This is a genomic window from Polynucleobacter sp. Adler-ghost (assembly GCF_018688495.1).
Lineage (GTDB): Bacteria > Pseudomonadota > Gammaproteobacteria > Burkholderiales > Burkholderiaceae > Polynucleobacter.
Genome location: NZ_CP061320.1, coordinates 534,682 through 551,143 on the forward strand (window position 1 = coordinate 534,682; position 16,462 = coordinate 551,143).

13 protein-coding genes and 1 riboswitch are annotated in these 16,462 nt (G+C 45.4%); of the genes, 8 read left to right on the top strand and 5 right to left on the bottom strand.

What is annotated here, in order from left to right:
- Positions 1 to 2: 2 nt before the first annotated feature.
- The gene (locus ICV89_RS02875) at positions 3 to 2,042 is read right to left on the bottom strand and encodes a TonB-dependent receptor domain-containing protein (RefSeq protein ID WP_215309519.1); all 2,040 of its coding nucleotides are present in this window, start codon (positions 2,040 to 2,042) and stop codon (positions 3 to 5) included.
- 147 nt (positions 2,043 to 2,189) lie between these two features.
- A riboswitch (cobalamin riboswitch) is annotated at positions 2,190 to 2,405 on the bottom strand.
- 72 nt (positions 2,406 to 2,477) lie between these two features.
- Between ICV89_RS02875 and ICV89_RS02880 the strand changes: the two genes are divergently transcribed.
- From ICV89_RS02880 to ICV89_RS02900, 5 genes are all read left to right on the top strand, one after another.
- On the top strand, positions 2,478 to 3,095 hold the full coding sequence (locus ICV89_RS02880) for a Crp/Fnr family transcriptional regulator (protein WP_215309521.1): 618 nt from the start codon (positions 2,478 to 2,480) through the stop codon (positions 3,093 to 3,095).
- Positions 3,096 to 3,305: 210 nt separating this feature from the next.
- Entirely contained in the window at positions 3,306 to 5,015 is a 1,710-nt protein-coding gene (gene oxc / locus ICV89_RS02885) for an oxalyl-CoA decarboxylase (protein WP_215309523.1), read from the top strand.
- Positions 5,016 to 5,070: 55 nt separating this feature from the next.
- A complete protein-coding gene (frc, locus tag ICV89_RS02890) occupies positions 5,071 to 6,321 on the top strand; it encodes a formyl-CoA transferase (protein ID WP_215309525.1) in 1,251 nt (416 codons plus the stop codon).
- A gap of 242 nt (positions 6,322 to 6,563) precedes the next feature.
- The gene (gene frc, locus ICV89_RS02895; protein ID WP_215309527.1) at positions 6,564 to 7,811 is read left to right on the top strand and encodes a formyl-CoA transferase; all 1,248 of its coding nucleotides are present in this window, start codon (positions 6,564 to 6,566) and stop codon (positions 7,809 to 7,811) included.
- 1 nt (position 7,812) lies between these two features.
- Complete coding sequence (locus tag ICV89_RS02900) at positions 7,813 to 8,745, top strand: methionyl-tRNA formyltransferase (protein ID WP_215309528.1); 933 nt, start codon at positions 7,813 to 7,815, stop codon at positions 8,743 to 8,745.
- 28 nt (positions 8,746 to 8,773) lie between these two features.
- On the opposite strand, the gene panC is transcribed toward ICV89_RS02900, so the two are convergent.
- The 4 genes from panC to metG all read right to left on the bottom strand — a co-directional run bounded on the left by panC (position 8,774) and on the right by metG (position 12,505).
- The gene (gene panC, locus ICV89_RS02905; protein ID WP_215309529.1) at positions 8,774 to 9,625 is read right to left on the bottom strand and encodes a pantoate--beta-alanine ligase; all 852 of its coding nucleotides are present in this window, start codon (positions 9,623 to 9,625) and stop codon (positions 8,774 to 8,776) included.
- Positions 9,622 to 10,503, bottom strand: coding sequence for a ScpA family protein (locus tag ICV89_RS02910; protein ID WP_215309531.1), 882 nt, complete (start codon positions 10,501 to 10,503; stop codon positions 9,622 to 9,624). The genes panC and ICV89_RS02910 overlap by 4 nt, the downstream gene beginning before the upstream one ends.
- Positions 10,496 to 10,684 carry a DUF3460 family protein gene (locus tag ICV89_RS02915; protein ID WP_215306243.1) on the bottom strand — a complete coding sequence of 63 codons (189 nt, stop codon included), beginning with the start codon at positions 10,682 to 10,684 and terminating at the stop codon, positions 10,496 to 10,498. Before ICV89_RS02915 ends, ICV89_RS02910 begins: the two co-directional genes overlap by 8 nt.
- A gap of 150 nt (positions 10,685 to 10,834) precedes the next feature.
- Positions 10,835 to 12,505, bottom strand: coding sequence for a methionine--tRNA ligase (gene metG / locus ICV89_RS02920; protein WP_215309532.1), 1,671 nt, complete (start codon positions 12,503 to 12,505; stop codon positions 10,835 to 10,837).
- 135 nt (positions 12,506 to 12,640) lie between these two features.
- On the opposite strand from metG, the gene ICV89_RS02925 reads away from it, so the two are divergent.
- Genes ICV89_RS02925 through ICV89_RS02935 form a run of 3 tightly spaced genes read left to right on the top strand, consistent with a single transcriptional unit; the run spans position 12,641 to position 16,398 of the window.
- Positions 12,641 to 13,483, top strand: coding sequence for a formate dehydrogenase accessory sulfurtransferase FdhD (locus ICV89_RS02925; protein ID WP_215310299.1), 843 nt, complete (start codon positions 12,641 to 12,643; stop codon positions 13,481 to 13,483).
- Positions 13,484 to 13,524: 41 nt separating this feature from the next.
- Positions 13,525 to 14,091 carry a dCTP deaminase gene (dcd, locus tag ICV89_RS02930; protein ID WP_215309538.1) on the top strand — a complete coding sequence of 189 codons (567 nt, stop codon included), beginning with the start codon at positions 13,525 to 13,527 and terminating at the stop codon, positions 14,089 to 14,091.
- A 39-nt stretch (positions 14,092 to 14,130) separates the two neighbouring features.
- Positions 14,131 to 16,398, top strand: coding sequence for an arginine/lysine/ornithine decarboxylase (locus ICV89_RS02935; RefSeq protein WP_215309540.1), 2,268 nt, complete (start codon positions 14,131 to 14,133; stop codon positions 16,396 to 16,398).
- Positions 16,399 to 16,462 lie beyond the last annotated feature (64 nt).

Genomic DNA, 16,462 nt, shown 5'->3' on the forward strand with positions numbered 1-16,462 from the left:
GATTATTTCAGTGCATAACGGATGCCGGCAAATATATTAGATCCTGGAGTGTTGTATCCATAGCTAAGCTGATAATCTTTATTAAAAATATTGTTCCAGCGCGCAAATAGATTCCAGTCTTTATCTAACTCATAATTAGCATAGAGATTAAATATTGCATATCCACCCATAGTCCCAGAGGTAGTTGCCGGGACATAGCTTACGTAATTTCCAACTCTAGCGGGATCATATCTTTGGCCGGAGAATGTGCCACCACCACCCGCAGTAATTTTTCCTTGACGAAATTCTATTGCGGCGTTTCCAAAAAGTCGTGCCCGTTTAGGCAGGACTGTCCCCGCTGGATTTGTAATAACTCCTGAACTATTAGCGGTGTCACTTTGTATTATTGGATTTTGTTGATCTAAGGAAGTTTTGATTGTGTAATTTCCGAGGCGGGAATTATTTCCGATCGATATACCGCTAATTTTCACAACCCCATAATTACTAGCGCATCCATTGCCAATTGCATTCACGCAGCTGCCCATATCTGAGTATGTGGTTTGAATAAGATTGCTGATAGTGTTGTTGTATGCAACTAGGTGAGTGTCGGATATTGCACTCTCGTAATGTAGGCCAATTTCAGTATTTTTACTTTTTTCAGGTACCAGGTTTAAATTGCCATAATTCGGGTAATAGAGCTCATAAAAAGATGGCGGCTTAAAACCAGTTGCATAATTAATATTAGTACGCCATTGTTTTGTAAAAAAGTAACCATATGCAATATTCCCTGTTGTTTGGGGGGTATATCCAGAGATGCTATCGTTTCTAAGTGCAAAATTAGCCAGCTGTTTTTCAGCCTTAAATTGGTAGGATGCAGCAATAGAATTAGTGGTACGAGATTTACTAAGGGTTGATGGAAACACTCCGTAATAGCTTGAATCAAGAGCTATAAATTGAGCATTTACAGCCTGATCCCTTCGCTCGGCTAATAGCTGCAACAAATCTGTGCCCAATTTAATGTCGTTCTGCCATGTATAAATAGTTTGCTTTGTTTTTGTGGTGGGATTCGAGTAGTAATAGTTCCCTTGGCCCAAATCTTCTGATTGTGCAATTTGCACCATGCTTTTCCAGATGTCGGTAATTTGGTTTTTTGAATACGCTGAAAATGTATTTAAATTTGTCACATCAGTTGAAACGTAAGGAATATTTACATGCCAATCATCGATATAGTCTGAAATCTGAGCCTGATTTTTTAGGCGACTTGCTAAAAATTGAATACCAAATTCTTGCCCTTTTTCCCACTCTTGGCTGAGTTGGCCGGTGCCACTGCTCTTCGTATACCCTGTATTTTGGGGACTTGGATAAGGAAATGCATTTTGTTTGTAAAAATTATTGCTTGCTATTGCATTAAAACCTTGAGAAGTTTCTTGGCTTACCCCAAGTGAGTAGCGAATTTTTTGATCCCCCTGTGTTGATCCATAAAGACTTACATCACTAATGCTTGTTCCATACGTGCCATATCCAGTGGATGCATTAAATTGAAGTGGGCCATCACCCTTTTTAGTAAAAATCTGTACAACACCGCCCATAGCATCGGCCCCATATAGACTACTCTGTGGCCCATAAATAATTTCAATATGATCAATAAGGGCTAGTGGGATTGTGGACCACGTGGCACCACCAAATAGTGCAGATTCAACTCGAATGCCGTCTATTAAAACCAGGCTTTGAGAATTATTGGTACCTCTTAAAAAAACGCTTGAGGGAGCTCCGCCTCCTCCATAGCTGGAGATCTCTACACCACGTTGCCGTTGTAATAGCTCCACCAAGCTTGTTTGTCCTGCCTGCGCAATTTCTTCTGACCCTATATAGACGTTATCGGCTAGAACATCACTTGCTTTTGTTGGGGTTCTGGTCGCAGTCACAATGATTGGATTCATTGGATTTGGCGAGTTTGTTACCGAAACTGATGGGTTAGTTTGGGCAATTGCTGCCGTGCTGAGTGTGATTACTGCGCCACAAAGTAGGGCGACTATCGCCTTATTGCTGAACTGCTGTTTCATGATGAACCTTCTGCCTTCGAGTCACCTAGCTAACTTCCCCGTAAGCTGGGTCGAACAGAATTTCACATTGTGAGAGCTCAGGCGTCAATTGGGCATCATGCCAGCTTGGCAGGGGATGCTTCATTGGCGCGCGAAGGTCCCCGTCCGCAAAATTCCACCTGTCTTGGCCGGTATCCGGGCTAGTAAACATCAGAATCTGGCCTTCCCATGCAATTGACGCGCACAGTGGCTTATTCAGACTCCTGACACCTTAACCTTGAGGTTAGGATGCATTTACTTACCGTTGCGGGGGCAGCACACGTTTAGTGTTTCCCGTTTAACTCTATTGCATTGCAACAAAGCACCACGACGATTTAATTCTATCCTATTAATAGGGGTTTCACTAATGTGAATAACAAAAAAAGCCTACAATGCACGCTCTAGGAACAAGGATTCATGACAGCATTAGACAAACATCCCGAAAAAAACCTGATTCGTTTGCAGTTGAGCCAAAACTCGGTGTTAAAAAGCCTAGATCCTGAAGCAATGGCTGATTTAGAGCGTAACTTGGTGATCTCAGACCTCAAAAAATCAGAAATCCTGCTTCATCAAGGCGACCATCAGATGGAGCAATATTTTGTTTTAGATGGGATTTTGAAGCGCATTGTCTCTAGTGCGGATGCAAAAGAAATGATTTTGCGTTTCGCCATCGAAAAAGATATTGAAACAAGTTATGCAGCTTGGCGCCTTAAGACGGCGGCCCCATATAGCATTGCTTCGGTAACCAAGGCTCGGGTTGCCCGTATGCCCCTTAAAAAGTGGGCTGAATTTCTGGATGCCCACAAGCCCCTCAAAGAGAGTTTTGAGTTTGAAGTGATGCGCTTAATGAGTGAGATCATGGCGCACACAATCACCCTGCACATGCTGGATGCGCCAGGTCGGGTAGAGCGGTTTTTGCGTAAATACGAAGACTTATTTGAGTTACTCCCTAAAAAAGAGTTGGCTGCCTACCTCAATCTCTCCCCAGAGACACTGAGTCGCCTTAAAACAAAGCATAAAGAGCTCTTTGTCTAGATAGCAGGGCTAGATGTTTCTAGATTTCAGGGGAAATTGACCGAAGTCAATGATGAACCTGGCCCCAGAGCCTAACATTCATATCAGCCTTAACGGGAGAGATTTTGTTACCCGTGGCACTACTAATAACTTAATTGGAGACAGTTAGCGAAAGCTAAATTGCACCGAGCATACTTTACGTTCGGGCGGTGTAATTAACTATAAATTTCTATGACAACAGATAATCAAAATACCCAAGTCACTGATGGTTTTCATCTCGTCATCGATGCTTTAAAAGCAAATGACTTAGACACCATTTTTGGTCTCGTTGGTATTCCAATTACCGACCTATGCCGCTTGGCTCAAGCTGAAGGTTTGCGCTTCATTGGTTTTCGTCATGAGCAGCATGCTGGTAACGCTGCAGCGATTGCAGGTTATATGACTCAAAAGCCTGGTATCTGCATGACTGTTTCTGCACCAGGTTTCTTGAACGGATTAACAGCATTGGCAAATGCCACTGTGAACTGCTTCCCAATGATTTTGATTTCTGGTTCAAGTGAGCGTGAGATCGTTGACTTGCAACAAGGTGACTACGAAGAGATGGATCAGCTCAATGCAGCTAAGCCATATTGCAAAGCGGCATACCGCATTAATCATATTGAAGATATCGGCATCGGTTTTGCGCGCGCAATTCGTGCAGCCGTTTCTGGTCGTCCAGGTGGTGTGTACCTAGACTTGCCGGCACAGCTGTTAGCTCAAACAATGCCTGTTGAAGAAGCTAAGAAATCGATCTTTAAAGTAATCGATCCAATTCCACGTCAAATCCCTGCGGCAGATGCAGTGGAGCGTGCACTGAATGTATTGAAGAGTGCTAAGCGCCCACTGATTTTGTTGGGTAAGGGCGCTGCTTATGCTCAAGCTGATGCTGACATTCGTGAATTGATTGAAAAGTCTGGTATCCCATACTTGCCAATGTCGATGGCTAAAGGTCTGTTGCCAGATAATCATCCACAATCTGCTTCTGCTGCACGTTCATTTGTATTGGCTGAGGCTGATGCGGTGATGTTGGTTGGTGCGCGCTTGAACTGGTTGCTTGCGCACGGTAAGGGCAAGACATGGGGCAAAGATCCTAAGAAATTTATTCAGATTGATATTCAATCAAATGAAGTGGACAGCAACGTACAAATCGATGCCCCGTTGATTGGTGATATCGGTTCTGTTGTTGGCGAACTCTTAAAAGGTATTGCTTCAGTTCCAAAGCCTTCTGCTGAGTGGATCGGCGCGATCAATGAGAAGAAAGACAAGAACTTGGCAAAGATGGCTGAGACTCTTGCTAAAGAAGCTTCACCGATGAACTTCCATGGCGCTTTGCGTGCTATTCGTGATGTGATCAAAAAGAACCCAGATGTGAACTTGGTTAACGAAGGCGCAAATACACTCGACTATTGCCGTGCCATTGTTGATATGTACAAGCCACGTAAACGTTTTGACTCCGGTACTTGGGGCATTATGGGTATTGGTATGGGTTACGCCATTGGTGCTGCTGTAACGAGCGGCTTGCCTACAGTTGCGGTTGAGGGCGATAGCGCATTTGGTTTTAGCGGTATGGAGTTAGAAACTATTTGCCGCTATAACCTACCAATCACAACAGTTGTGTTTAACAACAACGGTGTTTACCGCGGAACTGACGTGAATCCTACTGGCGGTGCAGATGTAGCACCAACAGTATTCGTGAAAAATGCCCGTTACGACAAAATGATTGAGGCATTTGGTGGCGTTGGTTACTACGTGACTACCCCAGCGGAGTTAGAGGCTGCATTGACTAAAGCGATTGCTGAAGGCAAGCCTGCTTTGATCAACGCTGTGATTGATGAAACTGCTGGTACAGAAAGTGGACGTTTAACTAACTTAAATCCATCAACTGCTGCTGGTAAGAAGTAATATTTTTTGAACTGAATTTAGCAATAAATAAGCAATACTTTAAGGAGAATCAAACATGACTAAACCATTAGACGGTATTCGCATCATCGATTTCACACACGTGCAAGCTGGTCCTGCATGTACTCAGCTGTTGGCTTGGTACGGTGCTGACGTTATTAAAGTTGAGCGTCCAGGCTCTGGCGACGTAACTCGTAGCCAGTTGCGCGATATTCCAGGTGCAGATGCTTTGTATTTCACGATGTTGAATGGTAATAAGCGTTCTTTGACTTTGGATACCAAGACTCAAGAAGGTAAAGAAGTTTTAGAGAAGATGATTAAGACTTCTGACGTCATGGTTGAGAACTTCGGTCCAGGCGCTTTAGATCGCATGGGTTTTAGCTGGGCGCGCATTCAGGAATTAAATCCAAAGATGATCATGGCTTCTGTCAAAGGCTTTAGCGATGGTCACTCATATGAAGACTTAAAGGTTTATGAAAACGTTGCTCAGTGTGCTGGCGGTGCCGCTTCCACAACTGGTTTCTGGGATGGTCCTCCAACAGTTTCTGCTGCTGCTTTGGGCGATAGCAACACTGGTATGCACTTGGCCATTGGTATTTTGACTGCATTGATGCAGCGTCAAAAAACTGGCAAAGGTCAGAAAGTATCTTGCTCAATGCAAGATGCTGTATTGAACTTGTGCCGCGTTAAATTGCGTGACCAACAGCGTTTGGATAAAGTTGGTTACCTCGAAGAGTACCCACAGTACCCACACGGTACATTCTCTGACGTAGTACCACGTGGCGGTAACGCTGGTGGTGGCGGTCAGCCAGGCTGGGTATTGAAGTGTAAGGGTTGGGAAACAGATCCAAATGCTTATATCTATTTCACAATTCAAGGTCATGCTTGGGAGCCAATTACTAAAGCTTTGGGCAAGCCAGAGTGGGCAACTGATCCAGCGTATATGACTGCAGAAGCACGTCAAGATAAGATTTTTGATATCTTCGCAACAATCGAAGAGTGGCTCAAGGATAAGACAAAGTACGAAGCTGTGGATATCCTCCGTAAGTTCGATATCCCTTGCGCACCAGTTCTGTCAATGAAGGAATTGGCTGCATCACCTGACTTGCGTAAGAGTGGTTCTATCGTTGAAGTCGATCACAAGGTACGCGGTAAGTACTTGACTATCGGTAGTCCAATCAAGTTCTCTGATTTGGAAATCGAAGTAGGTCCATCACCAGTATTGGGTGAGCACACTAATGAAGTATTGGCTGACCTCGGCTATAGCGCTGATGACATCGCTAAGCTGCATGCAGCAAAAGCAGTCTAATAACAATTAGTAGTATTTGTTTTAGCTTCAAAGGCGCTCCTTGTGGGCGCCTTTTTTATATGTTGCCGGCATCAAAAGAGCGTTGCTCGATCTTGAAAAAAGCCCTAATTCTGCAGCCAAATAGCTATTCTTGGGCATTAATCACTAAGATGCCCAATAAATAGGCATCCAGCATTCCGCCAACATCTGGCGCTGGTAAAATTGCCCTAATTCAAAATTTCATTCTTATTAGGACTTTAATCATGGCAAAAGCATTAGAAGGGGTCAAAATTCTTGACTTCACGCATGTTCAATCTGGCCCAACTTGTACCCAGCTGCTTGCTTGGTTTGGTGCCGATGTAATCAAAGTAGAAAAATCTGGTGAGGGTGATGCTACCCGTGGCCAATTGCGCGATATCCCGGATGCGGATAGTTTGTATTTCACAATGCTGAACCATAACAAGCGTTCAATCACTGTTAATACGAAAACTCCAAAAGGTAAAGAAATTCTAGAGCGTCTGATTAAAGAGTGTGATGTTCTAGTTGAAAATTTTGCTCCTGGCGCATTAGATCGCATGGGTTTTTCTTGGGAGCGTATTCAAGAACTCAATCCTATGATGATCATGGCTTCAGTAAAAGGTTTTGGTCCCGGTCCTTACGAGGACTGTAAGGTTTATGAGAACGTGGCGCAGTGTGCTGGTGGATCAGCATCGACCACAGGCTTTGATGATGGCCCTCCGATGGTTACTGGTGCGCAAATTGGTGATAGCGGTACTGGATTACATTTAGCTCTAGGTATCGTGACAGCTCTGTATCAGCGCACACACTCTGGTCGTGGTCAAAAAGTATTGGCAGCGATGCAAGATGCTGTATTAAATTTATGCCGCGTGAAGCTACGTGATCAACAGCGCTTAGAGCGTAACGGCTTGATGCAAGAGTACCCACAATTCCCTAACGGAGAGTTTGGTGACTCTGTACCTCGTGCTGGTAACGCCTCCGGTGGTGGTCAACCAGGCTGGATTGTGAAATGTAAAGGTTGGGAAACAGATCCAAACTCCTATATGTACGTTATCGTGCAAGCGCCAGTTTGGGAGGCAGTCTGTAAAGTGATTGGTCGCGAAGATTGGATTACGGATGTGCGTTTTGCATCACCAATGGCTCGCCTCCCACATTTGATGGAAATCTTTGGTGAAATTGAAAAATGGACGATGACTAAGACCAAGTTTGAAGTCATGGATATTCTGAATAAATACGACATTCCATGCGGCCCAATTTTGTCAATGAAAGAAATCGCAGAAGAGCCCGCATTGCGTGCGACTGGAACTGTAGTTGAAGTAGATCATCCAATTCGTGGCAAGTACCTTACAGTAGGTAATCCAATCAAGATGTCTGACAGTCCCACTGATGTGACGCGTTCACCATTATTAGGTGAACACACCGATGAAATTCTGAGTGAGTTAGGTTATTCAACCGACGAGCTAATTGCTCTACGCCACGATAAGGTAATCTAAGATGCGGGTTGCGCTGATTGGTAGTGCTGATTTTGGTAAGGCAGCCTTAGAGGCTTTTTTGGATCGTGGCGATGAAGTCGTTGCCGTGTTTTGTCCGCCTGACAATCCTAAGTCGACCAAGCCCGAAGTGTTAAAAGAAGCCGCTATTGCAAAGGGTTTAGCGCCTTTGCAATTTGCTTCTCTCAAGGGGCCTGAAGCAGCGCAAGCGATGATAGATAGCAAGGCTGATATTTGCGTCATGGCCTATGTGCTGCAGTTCGTACCCCAAGAGCTTTGTAAGATACCAAAACATGGCACAATTCAATATCACCCATCACTACTGCCGAAATATCGCGGCCCTAGCGCTATCAATTGGGCGATCGCATTAGGTGAAGAGAAGACGGGCTTAACAATCTTCCGACCATCTGACGGATTGGACGAGGGCGAAGTGATCTTGCAAAAAGAGGTTGTGATTGGGCCTAATGACACTCTAGGTAAGGTGTACTTTGATCATCTTTTCCCAGTTGGCATTAACGCATTGCTCGAAGCTGCAGATCTAGTAGTGGCCAATCAGCATCAAGAAGTTATCCAGGATGAATCGCTGGCAAATTATGAAGGTTGGTTTGGTGTTGATGCAGCTCAAATTCATTGGGCTACTCATATTAATCAGATCTTTAATTTGATTCGTGCATCTAATCCGGCACCAGGTGCTTGGACTAAATTTGGCGAGCAAAAAGTCCAGATCTACGATTGCCACAAGCATGTAGTGGCTACCTTCGGCGCGGTTAAAGGCAAGCCTGGTGAAATCACCCAAATTACTTCGGACTCGTTCTTTGTAGCTTGTCATGGCGGACAAATCGAGGTCCTCAAAGCAAAAGGCGCGTCAGGAAAAGTAACGGGTGCCGAATTGGCTAAAGAGTTGAACTTAGCGACAGGTCAGTTCTTCGCGCTGTAAATCGCGTTGCAAAGCGGATGATTGGAGATTAAATCTCTAAGTTATCAATCAAACGTGTTTTACCTAGCTTGGCAGCCGTCAAAATAACTAAAGGTTCGCCTGATTGCAGACTTTGATTGGAGGCAGGCGCTAAATCACTTTGCTGGCGTATGGCAATATAGTCTGGTTGCCAACCACGGCCAGTCAGAAGATCCACAGCGAGCTTTTCAATCTCGACCAGCGAATGCGTATTGCGCTCACTCAAATTCAGCACGCGAGCACGCACTTGCTGCAAGACTTTTTGAAGCTCAGGGGCTTCTAGACGTTCTTCATTGGAGAGATAACCATTGCGAGAGGAGAGGGCAAGACCATCTTCTGCACGAATCGTTTCTCCTGGAATGATGTCTACAGGTAGGGCAAATTGTTTGGCCATCTGGCGAATGATCATCAGTTGCTGGTAATCTTTTTTGCCAAAGACTGCTACTTTGGGTTGTACGCACGATAGGAGCTTGAGTACAACAGTACAAACACCTTTAAAGAAGCCGGGGCGGAATTCGCCCTCAAGAATATCTCCTAGTTGCTGTGGCGGATCTACGCGATATTCCTGAGGCTGCGGATATAGGTCTCGCTCAGTGGGTGCAAACAAGATATAAACACCTTCTTTTTCAAGCTTATCGATATCTGCCTGCATAGTGCGCGGGTAGCTATCAAAATCTTCATTTGGACCAAACTGTAGGCGGTTCACAAAGATGCTAGCGACTACGGGATCACCATGTTGCCTAGCAAGACGCATTAGTGATAAATGACCTTCATGGAGATTGCCCATGGTTGGCACAAAAGAAGCGCGATTTTGTCCGCGCAAATGGTCGCGCAACTCTTGTATATCGCTAATAATTTTCATGCAACAGGGGTATAGGCAAGGCGAACGTAGATTGGAGCGTATGGCTCTGCTTGGGTAATTTCAACTAAAGCCTCGCGTGAGAGCTCTAGCATCGCAATGAAGTTCACTATGACTATTGGAATGCCTTTGCCAGATTTAATAGCCTCTTCAAATAACTCACCAAACTCAACAAAGCGTGTGTTTTGTAAGCGACGCAAAATGCGCGTCATGAAATCTCGAACAGATAACTCCTCACGGGTAATCGTATGGTGTTGATTTAGTTTTGCACGGTGCAGTACGTCACGCCAAGCCATTTGCAGATCATCTTGATTGACCTCAGGCCAGGTCACTGCAACAGTAGTGTCAACATAACCATGTGCGATTTGAAAGTCACGTCCTTGTTGCGGAATTTGGTCAAGCTCTTGTGCAGCCAATTTCATGCGCTCGTACTCTAGGAGGCGACGAACCAATTCCGCACGAGGATCTTCCACCTCTTCATCGCTATCGGCCTTCTTCATTGGCAAGAGCATGCGAGATTTAATCTCGATCAACATGGCTGCCATTAAAAGATATTCGGCAGCAAGCTCTAAGTTGTGATGGCGGATTTGATCGATGTAGCTCAGGTACTGCTGAGTGACCTGTGCCATTGGAATATCAAGTACATTGAAATTCTGTTTACGAATCAGGTAAAGCAGAAGATCAAGCGGACCTTCAAACGCCTCTAGAAAAACTTCTAGGGCATCTGGCGGAATATAGAGATCTGTTGGAAGCTTAAAAAGCGGCTCGCCATATAGTTTGGCGAATGCCGAAGACATCCCATCAGTAACCGATGGTGTGCTATCAAGCAACTCTGTTTGAACGCTTGGCTCTGCTCCCAAGGCATTGCTTGAGTTAGTCATTCGAATACACGTAAGCGCGTTGTTTTAATTTAGCTGCTTGAGCGCGACGCTGATCTTCAATAGTCAAAGGCTCTTTATCCCAAAGGAGGGCGCGACCAGCTTGCTGGCCAGCTTCGAGATCTGGTTTCTCGGATTTGAGCTCATTTAAGAACTGGGTGAATTCGGATGTATACCTAGCCATCATATTTCCTAAAATTCTTATTTAATTCAATAACTTACAAAAAATACTGCGAGGCAATGTATTGCCTAGAACACCATTATTAACGATTTTTCCTACAAACCTGCCGACTTTTTGGCTAATTCTTAAAAATCAGCCCTTTTGGGGTCTTTTTTAGAGGTTTGCTGCCAATAAAGCCTCAATTTGAGGCGCTTCAACGCGCGTCATAAGGTGTTTATAGGGCTTGATCGGATTTTGGCTGGAGAGAGGTGTTTTCACGTCATTCCAGGTCATGGCTGGCACAGAGAGGAAGTCCTCAACCCCGGCCGTGACTTCTGGAAGTACTGGCTTGAGATAAAGACTTAATAAACGGAATGCCTCTAAGGTGATGCTGCAGACTCGCTGCAAGTCAGACTCGCGCTCAGGATCTTTGGCGACTTCCCAAGGTTTATTTTCGTCAACAAAAGCATTGACCTTGTCAGCCAACTCCATGATGGTGCGCAATGCCTTGGCATATTCACGCGCTTCATACAGGCCAGCAATTTTTTCACTAGCAGATGCAATCTCAGTCAGTAACGGGTTGTTCATTGCCTCATCAGAAACGACACCACCAAAACGCTTCACCAGAAAACCAGCACTACGACTTGCGATATTGATGTATTTGCCGAGTAGATCGCTATTCACACGTGCAACAAAGTCTTGAAGATTTAAATCCAAATCTTCCATGCTGTCGTTCAGTTTGGTTGCAAAGTAATAGCGGAACCATTCAGGATTAAATCCAGATTCAATTACGCTGTGCGCAGAAATTAAAGTGCCACGTGATTTACTCATCTTCTCGCCATCGACCGTGAGGAAACCATGAGCAAACACATTAGTTGGCGTACGGTAACCTGCAAAGTGCAGGGTTGCTGGCCAAAAGAGCGTGTGGAAATACAGAATATCCTTACCGATGAAGTGATACTGCTCGGTAGTCGTATCTGGTCTGACCCACTCCTCAAAGTTCATGCCTTTAGCCTGGCAGTAATTGAGAAAGCTAGCGTAATAGCCAATCGGTGCATCAAGCCACACATAAAAATATTTGCCTGGAGCATCCGGAATCTCAAAGCCAAAGTAGGGGGCATCACGTGAGATATCCCAGTCACCTAACTTACTGTCTCCAGGCTGTCCAACCCATTCCTTCATTTTGTTGCGAGCTTCAGCTTGCAGTGGGGTTCTTACCTGGGTCCAGTCCCGCAAGAAGGTTTCGCAGCGAGGATCGGATAATTTAAAGAAGTAATGATCGGAAACTTTTTTAATAGGTGTTGCGCCACTCACTACGGAGAATGGATTCTTTAAATCAGTGGGGGAATAGGTTGCCCCACACTTTTCGCAAGAGTCACCGTACTGATCTTTGGCGCCACACTTAGGACATTCACCTTTGATAAAGCGATCTGGCAAGAACATTTCTTTAACGGGATCGTATGCTTGCTCAATAGAGCGCATTTCAATTAAGCCGGCATCACGTAACTTGAGATAGATACTTTGAGACAGCTTTTCATTCTCAGGGCTATCGGTGGTGTAGTAGTTGTCAAACGAAATTAAGAAATCATCAAAGTCGCGCTTGTGCTCTTGCCAAACATTCGCAATGAGCTCTTTCGGGGTAAGGCCCTCTTTTTCGGCGCGCAACATGATCGGAGTGCCGTGGGTGTCATCGGCGCCAACATAGTGCACTTCGTGACCACGCATTCTCTGAAAGCGAACCCAAATATCTGTCTGAACATACTCCACCAAATGCCCAATATGAATCTGGCCATTGGCGTAGGGTAGGGCGGAGGTAACTAGCAGGCGACGTTTGGGGCTACTCATGCGGGCTTAAATAGAAAAAGTTTCAACAAATGGCAATATAAGATTATGGGGCTTGAAGCCCTGTTTCAGCACCAATTTTAGTCTGCGGTTAAAGTTAACACCGATTTGAACCTATTCAAGAGGCGTTTTATGGCTTTGCCCCACAACATTCAGATGTCTCACGCTTCCGTGCCGATGGTGCACGAGGTAGAAGTCATGGATGAGGCGGGGCGCATTAAGACCACTCATATCCCCGGTGAGCGCCCTTTAACCATTTACCTAGATAAGCGGGAAGTGGTCACTCTGATGACCTTGGGAAGTGCGCCTGAGGCTTTAGTTCTGGGCTATTTGCGTAATCAACGCCTCGTAGAATCGCCAGATGATATTGCGAGTATTCAGGTCGATTGGGAAACCGATTCAGCGGCAGTCAAGACTCATCGTAGTACGGTCGACATCGATGCCCTCACCAGCAAGCGCGTTGTAACGACCGGCTGTGGTCAGGGCACCATGTTTGGCGGCTTGATTGAGGAGATGGCAGAGATCAGATTGCCAGATGGCCCTCAGTTAACCCAAGAGGCCATCGTTGATCTGATTGACAGCATTCGAGTTCATGACACTATCTATAAAAAATCTGGCTCAGTTCACGCTTGCGCCGTGTTTGAGCGGGACGGTAATAACCATGTCCGCCTTCTCCATTTCATTGAGGATGTTGGGCGCCACAATGCCGTTGACTCAATCTCTGGGCTGATGTGGCTGGCAGACAAGCCAGGTAAGGATCTCATCTTCTTCACTACAGGGCGCCTCACTTCCGAAATGGTCATTAAAGGCGCTCAAATGGGCATTCCTTTCTTAATGACCCGCTCTGGCATGACATTAATGGGACTGGAGCTTGCCCGAAAAACCAATCTCACCTTGTTATCCCGATGTTCAGGGAAGCATTTTGAGATTTTCAATGCCCCTGAGAGGGTAATTTTTACCTCTCCACCTGCAGTCTCGTAAATTGGTGGGCATATAGCCCGTGATGGTTTTACAATTCGGCCATGACTATTAAATCTGACCACTGGATCCGCCGCATGGGCGAGCAAGGCATGATCAGCCCATTTGAACCTGGGCAGGTCCGCCAAGATGCCGCAGGACATAAAATTGTGAGCTATGGCACTTCAAGCTATGGCTATGACATTCGTTGTGCTGATGAATTCAAGATTTTCACAAACATCAACAGCACTATCGTTGATCCCAAGAATTTCGATGAGCAATCGTTTGTCGATTTCAAGGGCCCGGTTTGTATCATTCCCCCAAACTCTTTCGCTTTGGCAAGAACTGTTGAGTACTTCAAGATCCCACGAAGCGTATTAACGGTCTGCGTTGGTAAGAGTACGTATGCACGTTGCGGAATTATTGTGAACGTCACTCCATTCGAGCCTGAATGGGAAGGTTATGTCACTCTCGAGTTTTCGAATACGACCCCGTTGCCTGCAAAAATTTATGCCGGCGAAGGATGTGCACAAGTTTTGTTCTTCGAGAGCGACGAAGTGTGTGGTACGTCGTACAAAGATCGTGGCGGTAAGTATCAAGGCCAAGTCGGCGTTACTCTGCCAAAGACTTAATCTGCTTAATCGCCGCATTGGCGACTTTAAAGGGTACACATGAAATTTCGTTTTCCAATCATCATCATTGATGAGGACTTTCGTTCTGAAAATATTTCAGGTTCGGGGATTCGCGACTTAGCTGAAGCGATTGAAACTGAGGGCATGGAAGTCATTGGCTTGACTAGCTACGGCGACCTGACATCCTTTGCCCAACAGGCCTCCCGTGCCTCTAGCTTTATTGTGTCGATCGATGATGAGGAGTTTGTTTCTGACTCTGAAGATCATGATTTACCTGCTTTGAATAATTTGCGTGCTTTTATTACCGAAGTACGTAAACGCAACGAAGATATTCCCATCTTTTTGTACGGCGAGACCCGTACTTCACGCCACATGCCAAATGACATCTTGCGTGAGTTGCATGGCTTTATTCATATGAATGAAGATACGCCAGAATTTGTAGCGCGTCACATTATCCGTGAGGCTAAGGTATACCTCGATTCATTGGCGCCTCCATTCTTCCGCGCCTTAACTAATTACGCCTCTGAAGGCTCTTACTCGTGGCATTGTCCTGGGCACTCTGGTGGTGTGGCTTTCTTGAAGAGTCCGGTAGGGCGTATGTTCCATCAATTTTTTGGTGAGAATATGCTGCGTGCCGACGTCTGTAATGCAGTAGAAGAATTAGGTCAGCTGTTAGATCACACTGGACCTGTGTTGCAAAGCGAGCGCAATGCTGCCCGCATCTTTAATGCTGATCATTTATTCTTTGTGACAAACGGTACATCGACATCCAATAAGATTGTTTGGCACTCTACTGTTGCCCCTGGTGATGTGGTGTTGGTAGATCGCAACTGCCATAAGTCCGTGATTCATTCGATCACGATGATGGGCGCGATTCCGATCTTCTTGATGCCAACGCGTAATCACCTCGGCATTATTGGTCCGATTCCTAAAGAGGAGTTTGAGTGGAAAAACATCAAGAAGAAAATTGATGCCAATCCTTTCATCAAAGATAAGAACGTGGTGCCACGTGTTATGACGCTTACACAAAGTACTTATGACGGGATTATTTATAACGTCGAGATGATTAAAGATATGCTCGATGGCAAAGTCGATTCATTACATTTCGACGAAGCTTGGTTACCACATGCTGCATTCCATCCATTCTATAAAGATATGCATGCCATCGGATCAGATCGCAAGCGCACTAAAAAGAGTTTGATGTTTGCTACCCAATCAACCCACAAGTTATTAGCCGGTTTATCACAGGCTTCACAGGTATTGGTGCAGGACGCTGAAGAACATAAGCTTGATCGAGACTGTTTCAATGAAGCCTATTTGATGCATACCTCTACTAGCCCCCAGTACGCCATCATCGCTTCTTGCGATGTATCTGCTGCCATGATGGAGTCTCCTGGAGGTACTACGCTAGTGGAGGAGTCTATTGCTGAGGCAATGGACTTCCGTCGCGCAATGCGTGAAGTGGATGATAAGTTTGGAGCAGATTGGTGGTTTAAGGTTTGGGGTCCAGACCATTTAACTGAAGAAGGAATTGGAGAGCGTTCGGATTGGATTCTGGAGCCCAATGCTAGTTGGCACGACTTTGGCAATGTTGCACAAGATTTCAACATGCTCGATCCTATCAAGGCGACAGTAGTTACGCCTGGTTTAGATGTCGAAGGTAACTTCGGATCTATGGGTATCCCGGCGAGTATTGTGACCAAGTACTTAGCTGAGCACGGCGTGATCGTAGAGAAGTGTGGTTTGTACTCTTTCTTCATCATGTTCACCATCGGTATCACCAAGGGTCGTTGGAATACTTTGGTAACTGAGCTACAACAATTTAAAGACCACTTTGATAAGAACGCTCCCTTGTGGAAAGTATTGCCAGAGTTCGTTGCTAAACACCCTCGCTACGAGCGTGTTGGTCTCAAAGATATTTGCCAGCAGATTCATGAGTTCTATAAGGGTCGTAATGTAGCCCGTATGACTACCGAGATGTATACCTCGGATATGGTGCCAGCAATGATGCCTTCAGAAGCTTGGGCGAAGATGGCGCACAAAAAGGTGGATCGTGTTCCGCTGGATCAACTTGAGGATCGTATTACCGCTATGTTGGTAACACCATATCCTCCAGGTATTCCACTCTTGATCCCAGGCGAGCGCTTTAACAAACGCATCATTGACTATCTCTACTTTGCTCGTGACTTCAATGAGCAATTCCCAGGCTTTGAAACTGATATCCATGGCTTGGTCAAAGCAGATATTGATGGACGTAGCGAGTACTACGTTGATTGCGTAAGGCAGGAGCCAGATATCACCCTGTAATCTAGTTTAAGTAATGAATCCCTCGAAATACCCTGCTTTTGCGGGGTATTTTTTTGCTTGTGTG

Excerpts from the sequence above, each read along its gene's own strand:
- ICV89_RS02880 (WP_215309521.1), top strand. The coding sequence starts at position 2,478 with ATGACAGCATTAGACAAACATCCCGAAAAAAACCTGATTCGTTTGCAG.
- panC (WP_215309529.1), bottom strand. The coding sequence starts at position 9,625 with ATGAAAATTATTAGCGATATACAAGAGTTGCGCGACCATTTGCGCGGA.
- ICV89_RS02875 (WP_215309519.1), bottom strand. The coding sequence starts at position 2,042 with ATGAAACAGCAGTTCAGCAATAAGGCGATAGTCGCCCTACTTTGTGGC.
- metG (WP_215309532.1), bottom strand. The coding sequence starts at position 12,505 with ATGAGTAGCCCCAAACGTCGCCTGCTAGTTACCTCCGCCCTACCCTAC.
- ICV89_RS02935 (WP_215309540.1), top strand. The coding sequence starts at position 14,131 with ATGAAATTTCGTTTTCCAATCATCATCATTGATGAGGACTTTCGTTCT.
- frc (WP_215309525.1), top strand. The coding sequence starts at position 5,071 with ATGACTAAACCATTAGACGGTATTCGCATCATCGATTTCACACACGTG.
- ICV89_RS02915 (WP_215306243.1), bottom strand. The coding sequence starts at position 10,684 with ATGGCTAGGTATACATCCGAATTCACCCAGTTCTTAAATGAGCTCAAA.
- oxc (WP_215309523.1), top strand. The coding sequence starts at position 3,306 with ATGACAACAGATAATCAAAATACCCAAGTCACTGATGGTTTTCATCTC.
- frc (WP_215309527.1), top strand. The coding sequence starts at position 6,564 with ATGGCAAAAGCATTAGAAGGGGTCAAAATTCTTGACTTCACGCATGTT.
- dcd (WP_215309538.1), top strand. The coding sequence starts at position 13,525 with ATGACTATTAAATCTGACCACTGGATCCGCCGCATGGGCGAGCAAGGC.
- ICV89_RS02900 (WP_215309528.1), top strand. The coding sequence starts at position 7,813 with ATGCGGGTTGCGCTGATTGGTAGTGCTGATTTTGGTAAGGCAGCCTTA.
- ICV89_RS02910 (WP_215309531.1), bottom strand. The coding sequence starts at position 10,503 with ATGACTAACTCAAGCAATGCCTTGGGAGCAGAGCCAAGCGTTCAAACA.